The organism is Albibacillus kandeliae (assembly GCF_003116585.1).
Classification (GTDB): Bacteria; Pseudomonadota; Alphaproteobacteria; order Rhodobacterales; family Rhodobacteraceae; genus Albibacillus; species Albibacillus kandeliae.
On sequence record NZ_QEHM01000007.1, the window covers coordinates 216,565 to 233,968 of the forward strand.

Consider the following 17,404-nt stretch of genomic DNA (forward strand, 5'->3'; position numbering starts at 1 on the left):
AGGCTGATGGCGTGTCTGTCGGTCGGAGCCCCGGTGAGGGCCCCGACCCGTTTCAGGTCAGACTCAGGCGGTCTGGTCGTCGAGCTTGGCGTCCGGCGCGTTCTTCTTGACCGACTCGATGCCGTTGTCGCGCGCGCTGTCGCTGCTGTAGGACTCGCTGGTTCCGATCACCTGACCGTTGCTGGCCTTGAGGTTGAACATCGGCTTGCCCGACGAGGTTTCCTTGCGCTCGTAGCGCTCATCAAGGGGGGCATTCTTGCGGACGGACTCGATCCCGTTTTCCGCGCTCGGCTTCTGCTTGTAGCCTTCGCTCGCGAGGATGATCTCGCCATTGCCGGCCTTGAGCCGGAACCGGAACTCGCCCGCCTTGTCCTTGTAGAGTTCAAATTTGCCCGCCATCGTCACTGTTCCTTGCATAAATTGATTTGCTGTGCGGCCAGTCTGAAGCGAGGCGCCGCCAGATTGCAAGCTGTAAGGCGTTGCACTTCCAAGCTGATCGCCCTCGGCGCGAATGGGCATGGGCCGGCGCGATGGCTCCGGCCAGTGTCTCAAGCGACATCAGCAAGGGCCGCGGGCTGGAGCCAGCTCTCGCCGTGATAGGCACTGTCCCAGAAGCGCCATTCATGCCAGCAGCTGCGCGCAAAGGCGCGGTGCATCCGCGCGCGCCCTTCGTCGGTGGCGGCGACCCCTAGCCGGTCGGTCAGGTCCAGCATCCGGTTGACGCCTTGGTCGAACGCTTCGCCCGCATAGGTCGCGATCCACGCGGCATAGGGGTTCTGGGCCCCGCTTTCCTGCGCGATTTCCTTGCCGACATCTCGATAGATCCAGAAGCAGGGCAGCAGCGCCGCGACGGCCTCGGAGAAGTCGCCGGTCGCGGCGACGCGCAGCAGGTGGGAAACGTAGTGGTCGCAGGCAGCGGAGGGTTCGATTGTCGCGAAATCTGCGGCTGAGACCCCGAAAAGCCCCATGTAGTGCCCGTGCAACTCGCGCTCTACCGCAATCGCGCCTGCCGCGGACCCTGCAAGCTGGGCAACGCTCGGGGCATCGGGCGCCTTGGCGGCCGAGAGCGCCAGCGCACGTGCGAACCCTTCGAGATAGTGCGCGTCCTGAATGATGTAGTCCCGGAACCGCGCCTGATCGAGGGTACCTTCCGCGAGCTCACGATTGAACGGCATGGTGTGGATCTGGTGACGGAGCGTGGCGGTCTGCCGCGCGAGGTCTTGGGTGAAACTCATTGATCAGTCTCCGGGATTGCGTGGAAATGGTGGACCGGCCCGATGCCCGATCCGACCGAGAGGCGGTCGGCGGCGGCGAGCGCGGCGGTCAGGTAGTCCTTGGCCCTCTGGACGGCGTCGGGCAGGGAGCGGCCTGCGCCCAGTTGGGTCGCCAGAGCAGAGGAGAGGGTGCAGCCTGTTCCGTGGGTATTGCGGGTCGCGATCCGGGGCGCATCGAAGCGTTGCTCGCTCTGCGCGGTCACCAGCAGGTCGGGGCATTGATCGCCCGCGAGGTGGCCCCCCTTCAGCAGCACCGCTCGGGGCCCCAGGGCGAGCAGCGCATGGGCCTGATCGCGCATCTGTGCCAGGGTCGCGGCCTCGTCGCAGCCAAGCAGATCGGCCGCTTCGGGCAGGTTCGGCGTGATCAGATCGGCCCGCGGCAGCAGGTCGCGCAGCGCGCTCACGGCCTCGGCTCGCAACAGCCGGTCGCCGCCCTTGGCGACCATCACCGGGTCGAGCACCACCGGCGCGTCGAGCCCGGCGATGCCCTCGGCCACGCAACCAATGATCGCGGCGTCCCCCAGCATCCCGATCTTGATCGCGTCGATCCGGATATCGGCGCGCAGCGAAGCGATCTGGGCCGCAATCACATCGATGCCGCAGAGGCTGACTGCCTGAACGCCGCGCGTGTTCTGGGCCGTAAGGGCGGTGATCACGCTCATCGCGTAGCCGCCGTTGGCCGAAATCGCCTTGAGATCGGCCTGGATACCGGCACCACCCGAGGGATCGGATCCGGCAATGGAGAGGATGTTGGGGATCATGTGCTGCTCCATGCGGTGCGAAGGTCACGCGCGGCGCGCACCATGTCGGGCGCGCGCGAGATGGCCGAGATCACCGCGAGACCCGCGCCGCCCGCCGTCCTGATCGCGGCGGCGTCGGAGGTGGTGATCCCGCCGATAGCGAGGCAGGGCAGATCGGTCCTTGCTCGGATCGCGGCAAAGCCCGCGTGGCCGATCGGCGCCGCGTGGTCGGGTTTCGAACCGGTGGCATGGATCGGTCCGACGCCGAGATAGTCGACACCCTCGGGCACCGCCGCGATCTGCGCCTCGGTCTCGATCGATAGGCCGAGGATCATGTCCGGCCCGAACCGGCGTCGGATCTCGGCAGGGTCCCCATCGCCCTGACCGATGTGCAGCCCGGCGGCACCAACGTCGATTGCCACCTCCACCCGGTCGTTCACGATCAGCGGCACCCCGACACTGGCGAGTGCAACCATCAGTTCCCGGGCGAGGGTCGCGAAGTCCGGATCGGAGAGGGTTTTGTCTCGCAGCTGGATCCAGCCCGCGCCACCCTGCGCCGCGGCGAGGGCCTGCGCGATGACCGGCTCGGGCGCGCCGGGATCGGTGATGAAACAGAGCGGCGGTATCATGTCAGGCTGATCCGCGCGCCTGCGTCGAGCGCGGCGGCGTCGAGCGTGTAGAGCGCATCGAGGAAGGCGGTCTGGAACGATCCCGGACCCTGCGCCGTGGCCCCGGCATGCTCCCCCGCCAGCCCGTAGTAGGCCAGAGCCGCGACAGTGGCCTCGAAGGGATCCTGCCCGGTGAGGAAGGCTGCGGCCACCCCCGTCAGCGAACAGCCGAGCGCCGTCACGCGGGGCATCATCGCGTGCCCGTTCGCGACCCGAGCGGCGCACTTTCCGTCGGTCACGAAATCGACCTCCCCGGTCACCGCGACAACGGCGCCGCAGCTCCGAGCCAGCGCCCGGGCTGCAGTTTCGGCGGTTTCGACCGACTCGGTCGCGTCCGCCCCCTTGCCCGCGGCCGTCGCGCCGGCGAGGGCGAGGATCTCGGAGGCATTGCCCCGGATCACCGTCGGTCGGAGTGCAACCAGCCGCGCGCCGAGCGCACGCCGATAGCCCGTCGCGCCAACCGCTACCGGGTCAAGCACCCAGGGCAGGGATTGCGCGCCCGCGACAGTGGCGGCCATTTCCATCGCCTCCGCCCAATGGGGCGAGATGGTGCCGATGTTGATGCTCAGCGCCTGCGCGATCGGCGTGAACTCGGCCACTTCTTCGCGGGCATGGACCATCGCGGGCGAGGCTCCAGCGGCGAGCAGGACGTTCGCCATCACGTTCATCGCGACGTAGTTGGTGATGTTATGGACCAGCGGCGCAGTGTGCCGCATCGCCGCGAGATAGGTGCCGGGATTTTCCATCGCATGTTCCTCCATGGGCCGGGTGGCGGGAAGAACGCGAGCGGCGGGCGGGATGCGCCTGATCAGCTCATGCGCCTCCCTCCGCCGGCATTATCCGGTTCAGGTTCTAAGGGTTCATCTCAGCCCGGTCTCCCGAGCGCCCCTGTCGCTTCGCGGCGAGAGATGACATCCCCCGCGCCTCCCGTCAAGCGGGTGAGGCGGGCGACGTCTGGCGGCGTCCGCGCAGGGGGACGGGCTGTTTGTAGGTGGCAGCGGTCGGCGATGCGATTTTCGCCGACCAGGCATCCAGTGCCACCCTGAACCGGGTTCAGGTGTCGGCGATCAGGATGCGTTCCACTGCGGTTGCAGTGTTCTGAAGGTGGGAGTGCATGAGTTCCAGCGCCTTGGCCGTGTCGCGCTTGATCACCGCATTTGCGATGTTCTCATGCTCTTCGATCATCATCTCGACCTTGCTCCGCGAGGTGCGGAAGGTCAGCAGGCGCAGGTTGCGATAGCGTTCGGTCTGGTCGACGAGCATGTTCCAGATGTGCAGCGACCAGTCCGAGCCGCAGGGATGGACGAGGGAGAAGTGGAACGCGCGGTGCAGCCGTTCCCATTCCGCTTCTCTCTCGCGGTCGTCAGGTCCCTCGGGCAATTCGGCGTGATTCAACAGGTAGAGGTGGCGCAGAACGTCGGCCTCCCAGACCTTCGTGCCCTTTTCCATCGCCCGCTCGAGGCACCATGCCTCGATCTTCTGACGGGTCTCTGTCAGGTCGTGGAGTTCGGCGAGGGAGGTCTCGCGCACGCGGGCGCCGCGATTGGCCTCGGTCACGACGAGGCCCTCCGAACTCAGGCGCACCAGCGCCTCGCGGATCGGCGTCAGGCCAAGCTGGAACTTTCCGTTCAGCTCGGACACCCGGAGCCGCTCTCCGGGTTTCAGGCCGCCACGGAGGATCTCCGTGCGCAATTTTTCATACGCTGTGACAGGTTCCATACGAAAAGCCATATTCTATGTTGACTTGTAGATTTTATAAAATGCTAATGACTTCATGTCAAATGCCAAGAATCATGATTTTCACCCGGAGCTTCGATTGACTGACGCCTGCGATCTCTGTCCAGTCCTGGCGGCGTTGCCAAGCCTTGCGCACCTTTTTCCGTGTGGTCGTACGGGTGTCGGAGGCATTGCTGGGCTTCGGAGAGCCGACGGATGACCACCGCCGTTTCCCCCAGTCTCGATAGTCAACAGGGCGCCGACCTTGCGGGCTCCGTCGCGGGAACCGAACTCGAGAACGGCTTCCTTCCGGCGGGTCCGGGACTCGAGCGTTATCATTCCGATTGGTACGGCTCTGCGACGGTGGTGGCCCCTGTCTTGCGCCCGCGGGATACCGAGGGCGTTCGTGCTGCGATCAACCTATGCAGGACACGGGGCGCGCGGATCGTCACGCAGGGCGGGATGACCGGGCTGGTCCGGGCCTGCATGCCGCAACCGGGTGAGGTGGTGCTGAGCACCGAGCGGTTGCTTGGCATCGAGATCGAACCGAGGCAAGGCACCGCGCTGGTCGGAGCGGGGGTCACGCTGGCCTCCCTCGATGCGGCGGCGCGTGAGCATGGGCTGATGTTTACGGTGGACATGGGAAGCCGGGGATCCGCGACGCTGGGCGGCATAATTTCGACCAACGCCGGGGGCAACCGGGTGCTGCGATACGGCATGACCAGAGCCAGCGTTCTCGGGCTGGAAGCGGTGCTGGCGGATGGCACCGTGTTGTCGAACCTGTCCCCGTTGATGAAGAACAACACCGGCTACGACCTCAAGCAATTGCTTGTCGGGGCCGAGGGTACGCTCGGGGTCATCACCCGCGCGATGGTGCAACTGGTGCCGGTCCCGAACGCGCGGCGTGTGTCACTCGTGTCTGCGCAGACACTCGACGAGGTGCAGGAGCTGCTGACGGCCGCGCGGCAGGGGCTTGGACCCATGCTCAGCGGCTTCGAGGTGATGTGGCGTGACTATGTCGAGTGCGCTCTGTCGCTTCCAAGTGCCTCCGCCATCCCAGGGTTCAGCTTCGGAGAGCTTGCCGTTCTCCTCGAGGTGACCGGCACGTCGGACGAAGCCTGCGAGGAAGCTCTGGCATCCACCCTCGGCAATCACCTCGTGGCCCATCCGGAAGCGGATGCCATCATCGCGCAGTCCGAGGCCCAGGCAGATGCGCTCTGGACGCTCCGCGATCTGAGCGGCGAGGCGGCCACGGTCTTTGCCCCATTCGCCGGGTTCGATGTCAGCCTTCCGCTGTCGGAGATGGAGGGCTGGGTCGGCGACATCCGGGCCAAGCTCGCGAAGGCGGGGTTCGAACGCACGCAGTTCTACGGTCACCTCGGCGACGGAAACCTGCACGTGGTCGTCGGGCTGGGCGATCTCCGGCGCAAGGAAGAGGCCGAGACGATCCTCTACGATGCGCTCGCGGGTCGCAGGGGGTCTGTCTCCGCCGAACACGGGATTGGCCTGTCCAAGCGGCAGTGGCTTCCGATGTCGCGGACACCGGAGGAACTCGCGGTCATGCGTCGCCTGAAAGCGGCCTTCGATCCTGACGGAATTCTCAACAATAACAGACTGTTCAACAAGGAGTAACACCATGAACCATGCAAGATACCTCACGTCTCTGGCGTTCGCCTGCGCCATGGGCGTGGCGGGCGCGGCGAGCGCGGAAACCGAGATCCGGATCTCGACCGCAGCCCCGGGCAACGCGCCGCTGACGGACGCGTTCAACCACATCGCCGAGGTCATGAACACGACCTACCCGGGCGAGGTGAACGTCACCGTCCACCACTCCAGCACGCTGTTCAAGCAGGGCACCGAACTGCCGGCGATGCAGCGCGGCAACCTCGAGATGGCCTCGCCCGTCACCTTCGAGATCGAACAGCAGCTGCCCGAATACGGGGTGTTCGGCGCGGCCTACCTGTTCCGCGACAGCGATCATATGCTCAAGGTTTTCAACAGCGAGATCGGCGAGCAGTTCTACAAGGATGTCGCCGACAAGATGGGGATCGTAATCCTCAGCACGGCCTACCTCGGGACCCGGACCGTCAACCTCGCCAAAGTGCGGGACGTGAAGGGGCCGGAGGATCTGAAGGGCGTGAAGATGCGGATGCCCCCGGGTGCGGCGTTCCAGACGCTGGCCTCCTCGCTGGGTGTGACCCCGGTCTCCATGCCGATCACCGAGGTCTACCTCGGGCTCAAGACCGGTTCGATCGACGGGCAGGACAATCCGACCAACATGACGCGCGACTGGAAGTTCGACGAACAGACCGAGCAGGTCATCCTGACCAAGCACCTCGTGCAACCGGTGTTCATCGCGATCAACAAGCCGACCTTCGACAAGCTGACGCCGGAACAGCAGGCGACCCTGCGCAAGGCAGCCCAGGAAGGAGCGGACATCCAGATCGAGAAGACCCGCAAGGATGAACTGGACGCCATCCAGACCTTCAAGGATCGCGGCCTGACCATTACCGAGGTCGACACCGAGCCCTTCCGTGCCGCGGTCTGGGCCGCTTACGAGAAAGAGGGCCTCACCAAGGCCTGGAAACCAGGCCTTTCCGACGAAATCGCCGCAATGAAATGATGTGGCGCGGACGCGGCGGCCCCGGGTCGCCGCGTCCTCTCCTCTCCGACCAAGCAGACAGGGACATAGCCATGTTTCGCTCCGCGACATCCCGGCTGTCGATCCTTGCCGAAGGTGTAACGACCTTTGGCATGATCGCGCTCTTCGCACTCTTCATCTTTGGCATCATGATGCGTCACGTCTTTGGCCAGCCGCAGACCTGGGTGGACGAGGCCGTCACGCTTCTGGCCACCTGGCTCATCTTCTGGGCGGGGGCCTTTGTCCTCAAGTGGAGCGACTACATCTCGTTCGACGTGGTTTTCCGGCTTGTTCCAGAAAGCGGCAAGCGGTTGATGATGATCGTCGGGTGCCTCGCCTTCATCGCGGTGATCTGCGCCTCGATCTACGCGATCATCGACTACATCATGTTCATGAAGATCATGACGACCGACATGATGCGCCTGCGCCTCGATTACGTCTATTCGATCTTCGCGGTCTTCCTGATCGGGATCACGCTGCGGCTCGCTATCCTGACCACGCGGCTGATCTTCGGAGACTGGCGCGCGGCACTGAAATCCCTCGACGCCACCCCGGAGGAAATTCTGTGACCTACGGCCTCTGGGTACTCTGCGCCGCCTTCGTGGTCGGCGCCATTCTCCGCCTGCCGCTCTCGCTCTCGATGTTCGGGGCAGGGGCGGTCTATTTCCTCGCAACCGGGCAGGATGTAGGCCTTCTGGCCGATCAGGTGATGGGGCAGATGACCGGCACCTACGTGCTTGTTGCCATCCCGATGTTCATCCTTGCCGCCAACGTCATGAACGCCGCCGGCATCAGCGAAAGGCTCTGGGCGGCGGCGGATGCCATCATGGGCCGGTTCCGGGGTGGCACCGGTCACGTGACCGTTCTGGTCAGTATCATCTTCTCGTCGATGAGCGGTTCCGCCGTCACCGACGCCGCTGGTCCGGGCATGGTCTCGATCCGCATGATGCGGCAGTTCGGCAAGTTCCCCGGGGAACTCGCCGTTGCCGTGGCGGCCGCAGGATCGGTCATCGCGCCGGTTATCCCGCCCTCCATTCCGCTCGTCATTTACGCGATGCTCTCGGGAGCCTCAGTCGGCGGGCTCTTCCTGGCTGGCATCGTTCCCGGCCTGCTGATGGGCCTGACCATCATGCTGACGGTCGCGATGGTCGCCAAGAAACACGGGCTGCCCGCTGGCCGCGCCGTGGGCTTCTCCGAGGCGATCCCCGCCTTTGGCCGCGCCACCATGCCGATGACATTGCCGGTCGTGCTGCTGGGCGGCATCTGGACCGGTTGGTTCAGCCCGACCGAGGCCGCTGCGGTGGCTGCGCTCTGGGCCATGATCCTCGGGCTGGTGATCCTGCGGAGTTATCGCATCGGGCAACTCGGCGAGTCGTTCCGGGAGTCCGTGCGGCAGATGGCCTCGACCATGCTGCTGATCGCCTCGGCCTTCGTCGTGAACTACGCGATTGCCAACGAGGGTCTCGCTGCCGCGCTGGGGCACATGCTGGAATCTGCCGAGGTAACCCAGCTTCAGTTCCTGCTGATCGTGAACGTGGTCCTGTTGCTGCTGGGTTGTTTCCTTGACGGGTCGGTCATCCTGCTCGTCTTCATCCCGCTTCTGTTGCCTTCGGCGCGGGCGCTCGGGCTGGACCTCACCTATTTCGGCGTTGTCGTCGTGATCAACTTCATGATCGGCCTGATCACACCGCCCTACGGGCTCGTGCTCTTCGTGCTCGCCTCGCTGACCGGGGTTCCGATCCAGAAGATCTTTCGCGCCGTTGTGCCCTTCTTCGTCGCCCTGATCGCCTTCCTCGGGCTTCTCATCCTCTTCCCCGAAATCGTGCTCTTCCTCCCGCACGCGTTCGGCTACTGACCAAGGACCACCATCATGACCACTCCACGTACCGCCTTCGTGACCGGCGCGGCCCAGGGCATCGGCTTTGCCATTGCCGAGCGTATGGCAGCGGACGGTTTCCGCACCATCCTGATAGACCGGAACGGCGAGGCCGTGACCAAGGCGGCGGCCGACCTGACGGACAAGGGCTTTGACTGCACTGGCTGCGCCGCCGATGTCATGGACCGCAATGCGATCACTGCCATCCTCGACGCCGAGAGCAGCGTGGACGCTGTGGTGACCGCTGCAGGGCTCTACTGGGATCGCGCCCTGTTCGACCTGACCGAAGACGATTTCCGCAAGATGATGGACGTCAACCTGATCGGCACCTTCATCCTCGCGCAGGAAGCCGCGCGGCGGATGAAGGAAGGCGGGCGTATCGTGACCATTTCGTCGCGCGGAGCATTGGGGGGAACGCGGTTCGCACACTACGTCGCCTCAAAGGCAGCCGTGGTCGGACTGACCCGTGCCATGGCCATGGAACTGCGGGAGAAGCGGATCACGGTCAACTCAGTCGCGCCCGGGTTCACCGACACGCCGATGACACGCTCTGCGCCGTCAGAGATGTTCGCCGCGTGGGAAGCACTCGAGCCGAACGGCCGGGCGGCGAGCCCGTCCGAGATTGCGTCCTCGGTCGCCTACCTCTGTTCGCCGGATGCGGGTTTCATCACCGGGCAGACGCTGTTCGTCGATGGCGGCAAGTCGCTCGGCGGTCTGAACATCTGAACGGATCCGACATGACTTTGCTGAACTTCGATCTCGATCCGCAACCGCCGCTGCCCTTTCATGCCGCCGCGCTCTTTGCCGCGCAGGCGCTGGCCGCCTCCGCCGGCGACTGGCCCGGAGTGCGGAGCATACGTGATGTCGCCTTTGGCCCCGACCGGTGGCAGAGGTTCGACGTCTTTGCACCCGACACGGGCGAGACGGACCGCGACGTGGTGATCTTTCTACACGGCGGAGGCTGGACGCACGGCTACAAGGAATGGTGCGGCCTGATGGCGCCCGGCATCACGGCCCGGGGTGCGCTGCTGGTGGCACCGACCTACCGGCTTGCACCCGAATACCGCTACCCGACGGCGGTCCTCGACACCCTCGCCGCAATCGCTGCCATCCGTGCGCGCGTCGCGGAATGGGGTGGCAGCCCGGACCGCCTGTTCCTCGGCGGTCATTCAGCGGGCGGGCATGTTGCCATGCAGGCCGCGCTGAACCCTGAGCTGTGGAGCGATGCGCCCTTCGATGCGCTGAAGGGCTGCCTGCCGCTGAGCGGGATCCTCGACCTGCGACACCCGGCGCCACCTCCCGGCAGCCTTGAGGCGCGCGTCTATGAGATGGTGCTGGCCGATCCCGCGCAGGACGTGGAGGCAAGCCCGCTCCTCGCCCTGGAGCGCCTGAGCGTGCCGACGCATTTCTGCTGGGGCGCTCGTGACAGCGAACGCGTCCGACAGTCGAACCAGGCCGCGCGGGACCTGCTGGAAGGGAAACCAGACCTCGCCAGCTTTCACTGTGTCGACGCCGACCATTTCGGCACTCAGCTTGCCCTGATCGACCCCGGGCATCGCTGGTATCACGATCTGCAAACGATGAGGGACAGCACCAGATGAAGGAAGAAATCACCGGCGGCCTGCCGCCAGCGCCGCAGCCGTTTTCCTGGGGCATTCGCGCCAACGGCCTGCTCTACACGACCCACGGGCCGATCACGGCAGAGGGCGCCATCCTCAAAGGCGACATCACCGCCCAAGCCGAGCTGACGTTTCAGAACATGCGCGCCGTGCTTGAGGAGGCGGGTGGAACGCTGGACGATATCGTGCAGGTGCAGATCTTCCTGCTGGACGTTGCCGACATGAAGCCTGTGGACGAGGTCTACAAACGCTACTTCAGCGCGCCCTATCCGAACCGGGCGAGCCTTGTTGTCGCCGCGCTGGTGGCGGAGGGGATGCGCATCGAGGTGACGGCTATCGCGGATCTGACTCTCTCCGCGTCCGGAACGGCAGGCTAGGAAAAATCAAGCTCTTCGCGACGTGTTGGTCAGCCAGCCGTCGCGAAGGGTGCGCCGAATTGCTCGGGATCGACAGTGATGCCCAGTCCGGGCCCCTCGGGCAGGTGCAGCAGCCCGTTCGAGCAGGGCGGCATTCCGGTTGCGTTCTGCACGGTCACCCAGTTCATGAAATCGACCGTATGAGCGACATGGCGCGCCGGAACGCTCGCCATCAGATGGGCGGTGGCCGCTGTGTCGATGGTGCTGCCGCCGGTATCCTCGATGGTGACCTTCAGCCCCAGCGCTGTCGCCACATCGCGGAGCACGCGCGTCGGTCCGACGCCGCCAAGGCGCGCGATCTTGAGTGTCACGCCCGAGATCAGCCCATCGGCATGCGCCTCCAGCAGCGAGGTCAGGCCGGTAATCCCCTCATCCAGGATGAAGGGGTGGGGGCAGGAGCGGGCGAGCCTGCGGTTCTCGGCAAGCGTCATGCAGGGCTGTTCGAGCCAGAAATCGACGTCACCGGTCCCGCGCAGGAAGCGCAGGGCGTCGTCGACCAGCCAGCCGCCGTTGGCATCGGCATAGAGGACGACGTCGGCGGGCACCGCCGACCGCACCGCGCGCAGGCGTTCGATGTCCTCCAGCGGATCCTGCCCGACCTTGACCTGCAACCTCCGGTAGCCTTCGTCGAGGTAGTGGCGCGCACTCTCGGCCATCTCGTCGGGAGTCGCCTGGCTGATCGAACGGTAGAGCGCGGTCGATCTCTGGGCCACGCCGCCCAACAGGTCGGCCAGCGGCAGCCCTGCGCGCCGCGCGGCGAGATCCCAGGCGGCCATGTCAAGCGCGGATTTCACACCCGGTTGGCCCAGCATGGCCTCGTTCAGCCGGTCCGAGAGCCGCGCAGGCGCATCGGCAGAGAGGCCGATCACCTCTGGCAACAGGCGCGCGGTGCCTTCCGCCATCTCTTCGGGAAAGGCCTCGGCATAGAAGGCGCCGAGCGGTGCCGCCTCGCCCCAGCCGACGGTCCCGTCCGCCGCCACAAGTTCCACGATCACTGCATGAAACCCGTGTTCCGTCTGGCCCCGGCAGATGTACGAACCGCCCTCGAAGGGCTGGTACTGGCGCCACGCGCGCGCGGATACGATCGGAACAAGCGCGGTCATTCAGCAGATACTCCCCGAAATGTCTCTCGTTCAGAAGGGCTTAAGAGATTGCCTTGAGACTACGGAGGGTTTCGAGCAGCGCTGCGTCAACAGCGACTCCATTTGCCTCTGCGCGACGCCGGTTGGCATGTCGCCGGTCGCCGGGGACACGTGTGCCCGGCTGATCGGTCATCGCCGAGAGCATGGAATCCAGCCTCGGCACAAGCGGGTTACCCGCGTTCAGCCCGTCGGCGCGGATGGCAATCAGCGTCTGCCCGAGGTTGGGCGGACCGCCATTGTCGTCGCCCAGCGAGGAGGCTTGGTAGGACCAGTTCGCGCCGGTCAGACCGGCGGCCAAAACCTCTACCATGAGCGCGAGCGCCGCGCCCTTGTGGCCGCCAGCCGGTGCGATGGAGCCAGCCAGCGCCTGTGCTGGATCGGTCGTCGGCTGCCCGTCGGCATCGAGGGCCCAGGTCGGCGGAATTGCCTGACCCGCCGCCGCCGCGTTGGCGATGTTGACGAAGGCGGTTGCCGAGGAAGAGGAGTCGATGACCAGCGGTTCCTGCGCCCGGGGCGCCGCGAAGGACCACGGGTTGGTTCCGAAGAACGGTGCGTGGCCACCGAATGGCGCCATCGTGGACGATGCATTGGCGGTCATGATCGCGACGAGGCCGCGCCGCGCAAGCCGGTCGGTAAAGTAGCCGAGAACGCCACAGGCATAGGCGTTGGCTATGCCCATCAGCGCGATGCCCTGTGATTGAGCTGCGGCGATCAGCATTTCCTCTCCGGCAATGTAGGCCGGGTGGGCAAAGCCGGACGCGGCATCGACCCGGATCAGCGCGGGCGCGGGAGAACTGGCAACCGGGCTCGCATCGCCGACGATCTTTCCGACGGTGAGGTGCCCGCAGTAGTAGGGCAGGTAGCCGAGGCCGATGCCTCGTGTGCCCTCGGCCTCGGCTGCCCGGATCGAGTGTGCTACCGGCGCGGCCTGGGCCGCTGACGCGCCTGTCGCCCTGAGCGCGCGAAAGGCGGCTGCCTCGACCTCGTCCAAGGTCATCATGGTCTCGGTCATTCCGGCCTCCGTGCATGACGTCCTCCGGGGCGGAGAACCAACTGCGCCCCAGTAACGGACGCACTGGGCGGTCGATGCAATCCGGAAATCGTCTTTTGCCGCAGAGGGATGGTCTGATGCTGCAGGCAAGCCCAAAGGTCACGCAGGGCTCGCGCACCGCGCCATGCCGCGCGGTCCGGGCCGAATTGAGCGGCTGGCGCAGACCCCGAGGTCGCGCCAACCGCCCCGGTCACTGCAGGTCGCGCGGGAGGAGTCCGACCGGCAGGTTCTGGTAGCAGACCGGGCGCAGGAAGCGCCGGATCGAGAGGGTGCCGACTGAGGTCGCCCCAAAGTTGGTCGAGGCGGGGTAGGGGCCGCCGTGGACCATGGTGTCGGTCACCTCGACGCCGGTCGGGAAACCGTTGGCGAGGATGCGGCCGGCCTTGCGTTCGAGGATCGGCAGCAGGTCAGCGGCCAGCGCCGCATCGCCTTCGTCCATGTGCAGGGTCGTGGTCAACTGACCGTCGAAGCTGCGCGCCACCTTTGCCATCTCGGCCGCATCCTGCACCACGACGACGAGACCGAGCGGGCCGAAGACCTCTTCGCTGAGGGCGTGGTTGCCGAGCCAGTCGGCGGCGGAGACCTTGAAGAGGAAGGGCTTTGCCTCGCGCCGGTCGCACATGGAGGTGAGCAGGTCCTTGACCCCGGCCTGACCACCAATACGGGCCGCGCCGGAGCTGTAGGCAGCGGCGATGCCGCCGGTCAGCATCACCTGCGCGCCGCTCTCGGAAAGCGCCGCGCGCGCCGCCTCGACAAAGGCGTCGGACTCGGGGCCCTCGATCACGACGGCGATGCCCGGGTTGGTGCAGAACTGCCCCGCGCCCATGGTCAGCGAACCGGCCCAGCCCTTGCCGAGGTCGGCACCACGAGCCGCGATGGCCTCCGGCAGCATGAACATCGGGTTGACCGAACCGAGCTCGCCAAAAAAGGGGATCGGCTCGGGACGCTGGGCGCAGAGGTCGAACAGGGCGCGGCCGCCGCCGAGCGAGCCGGTGAAGCCGACCGCCTTGATCAGTGGGTGCTGCACAAGGGCCTGCCCGACGGTGCGGTTGCCGCCCTGCACCAGCGAGAAGACACCCGCGGGCATGCCGCAGGCCTCGATCGCGGCATTGATGGCCTCGGCCACGATCTCGCCGGTGCCGGGGTGCGCGCCGTGGCCCTTGACCACGACCGGGCAACCGGCGGCCAGCGCGGCGGCGGTGTCGCCCCCGGCGGTCGAGAAGGCGAGCGGGAAGTTCGAGGCGCCAAAGACGGCCACCGGGCCGATCGGACGCTGGATCATGAACAGCTCCGGGCGGGGAACCGGCTGGCGGTCAGGCAGTGCCTCGTCGTGGCGGCGGTCGAGGTAGTCACCGGCGCGGATGTGGGACGCGAAGAGGCGCAACTGGCCGGTGGTGCGGCCGCGCTCGCCCTGCAGGCGGGCGGTGGGCAGGCCGGTTTCCTCGGTGCCGATCTGGGTGATGGCCTCGGCGCGGGCCTCGATCTCGTCGGCGATCCTCTCGAGGAAGGCAGCGCGGGCTTCGCGGGTGGTATAGCCATAGGTCCAGAATGCGTCTTCGGCAGCCTGGCAGGCGCGGTCGACGAGGGCGGGGGTGCCAACGGAGAAGTCATGCGCCTCGCCATGGGCGGGTTCGGAGCGGAAGGTCTCTTCCGTCGCGATCCACTCGCCTGCGATCAGGTGCTTGCCGTGCGGGGTGAAATTGGCGGTCGTTCCGTCCATGAAGGGCTCCTTTCGAATGGGGAACCCGGGCCGTGACGGACCCGGGTCTGTGTTACGCGCGGGGCAGGCTTACTTGCCCTTCTTCTCCATCCACGCGTCGAAGTTCTTCTGGTTCTCTTCCTTGGTGCAGGGATAGAGGCCGATGATCGGGGTACCGTTCAGCACTTCTTCGAGCACGAAGGCTTCGAAATCCTCCATCCCGGCGCAGACCTCGGCGATCTCGTCGGCGAGGTGGGCGGGGATCACCATCACGCCGTCACCATCGCCGACCAGCACGTCACCCGGGAACACGGCGACCCCGCCGCAGGCGATCGGCACGTTGATGTCCAGCGCCTCGTGCTTGGTGAGGTTGGTCGGGGCCGAGGGACCGGCGCAGAAGGCGGGCATGTTCAGTTCGCCGATGCCTTCGAAGTCGCGGAAGCCGCCGTCGGAGACGACACCGGCACAGCCGCGCACATCCATGCGGGTGATCAGGATCGACCCGGCGGTCGCCGCGCTGGCATCACCGCGCCCGTCCATCACGAGGATCTGGCCCGGGGGGCATGTCTCGACCGCGACGCGCTGCGGGTGGTCGGCGTTGCGGAACACCTCCAGCTGGTTGCGGTCTTCGCGCGCCGGGATGTAGCGCAGGGTAAAGGCCTGTCCGACCATGGTTTCGGCCTTTTTCGAGACCGGCTTGACACCCTGGATGAACTGGTTGCGCAGGCCGCGCTTGTAAAGCTGGGTCGCGATGGAGGCGGTGGAGATGCGCTTGTAACGCGCGCGGGTCTCGTCGGAGAGGACGTAGTCGGTCATTGGTAACCTCAGAAGATATCGGGTTCGCCGGCAGTCTTGCCGAAATCGGATTGCAGGAAGTCGAAGTCGCAGCCCTGGTCGGCCTGCGTGACGTGCTTGGAGAACATCCAGCCCCAGCCGCGTTCGAAACGGGGTTCGGGCGCGACCCAAGCCTTGCGGCGCTCGGCCAGCTCCTCTTCGGAGACCAGCATGTCGAGGGAACGGTTGGGCAGGTCGAGCCGAACGATGTCGCCGGTCTTCAGCAGCGCAAGCGGGCCGCCGACGTAGGACTCGGGCGAGACGTGCAGCACGCAGGCCCCGTAGGAGGTGCCCGACATCCGCGCGTCGGAGATGCGCAGCATGTCGCGGTGGCCCTGCTTGATCAGCGCCTTGGGGATCGGCAGCATGCCCCATTCGGGGAAGCCGGGGCCGCCGAGCGGCCCTGCGTTGCGCAGCACCATGACAGTGTCGGGGGTGACCTCGGCGTTCTCGTCGTCGACGAACTTCTTCATCTCGGGGTAGCTGTCAAACACCACCGCCGGACCTTCGTGCACATGGTACTTCGGATCGCAGGCGGCAGGCTTGATCACGGCGCCCGAGGGGCAGAGATTGCCCTTGAGCACCGCGAGCGAGCCCTCGTGGTAGACCGGGTTCGACAGCGGTCGGATCACGTCCTCGTTGTAGACCACCGCACCTTCGAGGTTCTCGCCCATGGTCTTGCCGGTGACGGTCATACAGGAGGTATCGAGCCGGTCCTCGATCTGCTTCATCAGGGCGCGCAGACCCCCGGCGTAATAGAAGTCCTCCATCAGGTAGTCCTTGCCGGAGGGGCGGACGTTGGCGATCAGCGGCGTGGTGCGGCCGAGTTCGTCGAGCTCTTCGAGCTGCATCGGGACCCCGGCGCGGCGGGCCATTGCGATCAGGTGAACAACAGCGTTGGTGGAGCAGCCGGTGGCCATGGCGACGATGGCAGCGTTGCGGCAGGCGCCCGCGGTGATGATCCGGTCGGGCGTGAGGTCTTCCCAGACCATCTCGACGATCCGGCGCCCACAGGCCGCCGACATGCGCTGGTGGTTCGCATCCACCGCCGGGATCGAGGACGCGCCGGGCAGGGTGATGCCCATCGCGTCGGCGATGGCGGTCATGGTCGAGGCGGTGCCCATGGTCATGCAGGTGCCCGCCGAACGGGCGATGCCGCCCTGCACGCCCAGCCACTCCTCGTCCGAGATGTTGCCGGCGCGGCGCTCGTCCCAGTACTTCCAGGCGTCCGAGCCGGAGCCGAGGATCTTGCCCGCGTAGTTGCCGCGCAGCATCGGACCGGCGGGCAGGTAGATCAGCGGCACCCCGGCCGAGATAGCGCCCATGACGAGGCCCGGCGTGGTCTTGTCGCAGCCGCCCATCAGCACCACGCCGTCGAGCGGGTGACAGCGGATCATCTCCTCGGTCTCCATCGCCAGCATGTTGCGGTAGAGCATCGAGGTCGGCTTGATGTTGCTTTCATCGACCGAGAGTGCGGGCATCTCGACGGGGAAGCCCCCGGCTTGCAGTACGCCGCGCTTCACGTCCTGCACGCGGTCTTTGAAGTGCGCGTGACAGGTGTTCAGCTCGGACCAGGTGTTGAGCACGCCGATCACGGGCTTGTTGCGGAAATCGTCCTCGGCATAGCCAAGCTGCATCATGCGCGAACGGTGACCGAAGCTGCGGAGGTCGTCCGGCGCGAACCAGCGGGCTGAGCGGAGATCCTGAGGGGTCTTGCGGGTCATTGCG

Annotated in this window: 18 protein-coding genes and 1 riboswitch; of the genes, 7 read left to right on the forward strand and 11 right to left on the reverse strand. The window is 66.2% G+C overall.

Annotation, left to right across the window (positions count from 1 at the left end):
* Positions 1-63: 63 nt before the first annotated feature.
* The 6 genes from DDT93_RS16850 to DDT93_RS16875 all read right to left on the reverse strand — a co-directional run bounded on the left by DDT93_RS16850 (position 64) and on the right by DDT93_RS16875 (position 4,413).
* A complete protein-coding gene (locus DDT93_RS16850; RefSeq protein ID WP_109467033.1) occupies positions 64-399 on the reverse strand; it encodes a YegP family protein in 336 nt (111 codons plus the stop codon).
* Positions 400-548: 149 nt separating this feature from the next.
* A complete protein-coding gene (gene tenA, locus DDT93_RS16855) occupies positions 549-1,235 on the reverse strand; it encodes a thiaminase II (protein WP_109467034.1) in 687 nt (228 codons plus the stop codon).
* Positions 1,232-2,035 carry a bifunctional hydroxymethylpyrimidine kinase/phosphomethylpyrimidine kinase gene (gene thiD / locus DDT93_RS16860; protein ID WP_109467218.1) on the reverse strand — a complete coding sequence of 268 codons (804 nt, stop codon included), beginning with the start codon at positions 2,033-2,035 and terminating at the stop codon, positions 1,232-1,234. Before thiD ends, tenA begins: the two co-directional genes overlap by 4 nt.
* Positions 2,032-2,643, reverse strand: a complete 612-nt coding sequence (gene thiE, locus DDT93_RS16865) for a thiamine phosphate synthase (protein ID WP_109467035.1) — start codon at positions 2,641-2,643, stop codon at positions 2,032-2,034. The genes thiD and thiE overlap by 4 nt, the downstream gene beginning before the upstream one ends.
* Positions 2,640-3,428: a hydroxyethylthiazole kinase gene (thiM, locus tag DDT93_RS16870; protein WP_109467036.1), complete on the reverse strand. Its 789-nt coding sequence runs from the start codon at positions 3,426-3,428 to the stop codon at positions 2,640-2,642. Before thiM ends, thiE begins: the two co-directional genes overlap by 4 nt.
* A gap of 59 nt (positions 3,429-3,487) precedes the next feature.
* A riboswitch (TPP riboswitch) is annotated at positions 3,488-3,582 on the reverse strand.
* Positions 3,583-3,735: 153 nt separating this feature from the next.
* Complete coding sequence (locus tag DDT93_RS16875) at positions 3,736-4,413, reverse strand: GntR family transcriptional regulator (RefSeq protein ID WP_109467037.1); 678 nt, start codon at positions 4,411-4,413, stop codon at positions 3,736-3,738.
* A gap of 201 nt (positions 4,414-4,614) precedes the next feature.
* On the opposite strand from DDT93_RS16875, the gene DDT93_RS16880 reads away from it, so the two are divergent.
* The 7 genes from DDT93_RS16880 to DDT93_RS16910 all read left to right on the forward strand — a co-directional run bounded on the left by DDT93_RS16880 (position 4,615) and on the right by DDT93_RS16910 (position 10,911).
* The gene (locus DDT93_RS16880) at positions 4,615-6,030 is read left to right on the forward strand and encodes an FAD-binding oxidoreductase (protein ID WP_109467038.1); all 1,416 of its coding nucleotides are present in this window, start codon (positions 4,615-4,617) and stop codon (positions 6,028-6,030) included.
* Positions 6,031-6,034: 4 nt separating this feature from the next.
* Positions 6,035-7,021, forward strand: a complete 987-nt coding sequence (dctP, locus tag DDT93_RS16885; protein WP_109467039.1) for a TRAP transporter substrate-binding protein DctP — start codon at positions 6,035-6,037, stop codon at positions 7,019-7,021.
* Positions 7,022-7,092: 71 nt separating this feature from the next.
* Positions 7,093-7,608 (forward strand): TRAP transporter small permease, encoded by a 516-nt coding sequence (locus DDT93_RS16890; protein ID WP_157960208.1) that lies wholly within the window; start codon positions 7,093-7,095, stop codon positions 7,606-7,608.
* Positions 7,605-8,894 (forward strand): TRAP transporter large permease, encoded by a 1,290-nt coding sequence (locus DDT93_RS16895; protein WP_109467041.1) that lies wholly within the window; start codon positions 7,605-7,607, stop codon positions 8,892-8,894. The genes DDT93_RS16890 and DDT93_RS16895 overlap by 4 nt, the downstream gene beginning before the upstream one ends.
* Before the next feature lie 15 nt (positions 8,895-8,909).
* On the forward strand, positions 8,910-9,641 hold the full coding sequence (locus tag DDT93_RS16900; RefSeq protein ID WP_109467042.1) for an SDR family NAD(P)-dependent oxidoreductase: 732 nt from the start codon (positions 8,910-8,912) through the stop codon (positions 9,639-9,641).
* An 11-nt stretch (positions 9,642-9,652) separates the two neighbouring features.
* Positions 9,653-10,516 carry an alpha/beta hydrolase gene (locus DDT93_RS16905; RefSeq protein ID WP_109467043.1) on the forward strand — a complete coding sequence of 288 codons (864 nt, stop codon included), beginning with the start codon at positions 9,653-9,655 and terminating at the stop codon, positions 10,514-10,516.
* Positions 10,513-10,911: a RidA family protein gene (locus DDT93_RS16910; RefSeq protein WP_109467044.1), complete on the forward strand. Its 399-nt coding sequence runs from the start codon at positions 10,513-10,515 to the stop codon at positions 10,909-10,911. The genes DDT93_RS16905 and DDT93_RS16910 overlap by 4 nt, the downstream gene beginning before the upstream one ends.
* Positions 10,912-10,940: 29 nt before the next feature.
* Here the strand turns inward: DDT93_RS16910 and DDT93_RS16915 are convergent, their stop codons facing one another.
* From DDT93_RS16915 to araD, 5 genes are all read right to left on the reverse strand, one after another.
* Entirely contained in the window at positions 10,941-12,053 is a 1,113-nt protein-coding gene (locus DDT93_RS16915; RefSeq protein WP_109467045.1) for a mandelate racemase/muconate lactonizing enzyme family protein, read from the reverse strand.
* Between the two features lie 40 nt (positions 12,054-12,093).
* Positions 12,094-13,104, reverse strand: a complete 1,011-nt coding sequence (locus tag DDT93_RS16920; protein WP_109467046.1) for an Ldh family oxidoreductase — start codon at positions 13,102-13,104, stop codon at positions 12,094-12,096.
* Positions 13,105-13,333: 229 nt separating this feature from the next.
* A complete protein-coding gene (locus DDT93_RS16925; protein WP_109467047.1) occupies positions 13,334-14,863 on the reverse strand; it encodes an aldehyde dehydrogenase (NADP(+)) in 1,530 nt (509 codons plus the stop codon).
* 69 nt (positions 14,864-14,932) lie between these two features.
* Positions 14,933-15,658, reverse strand: coding sequence for a ribonuclease activity regulator RraA (locus tag DDT93_RS16930; RefSeq protein ID WP_109467048.1), 726 nt, complete (start codon positions 15,656-15,658; stop codon positions 14,933-14,935).
* Between the two features lie 8 nt (positions 15,659-15,666).
* Positions 15,667-17,400, reverse strand: a complete 1,734-nt coding sequence (araD, locus tag DDT93_RS16935) for an L-arabinonate dehydratase (protein ID WP_109467049.1) — start codon at positions 17,398-17,400, stop codon at positions 15,667-15,669.
* Positions 17,401-17,404 lie beyond the last annotated feature (4 nt).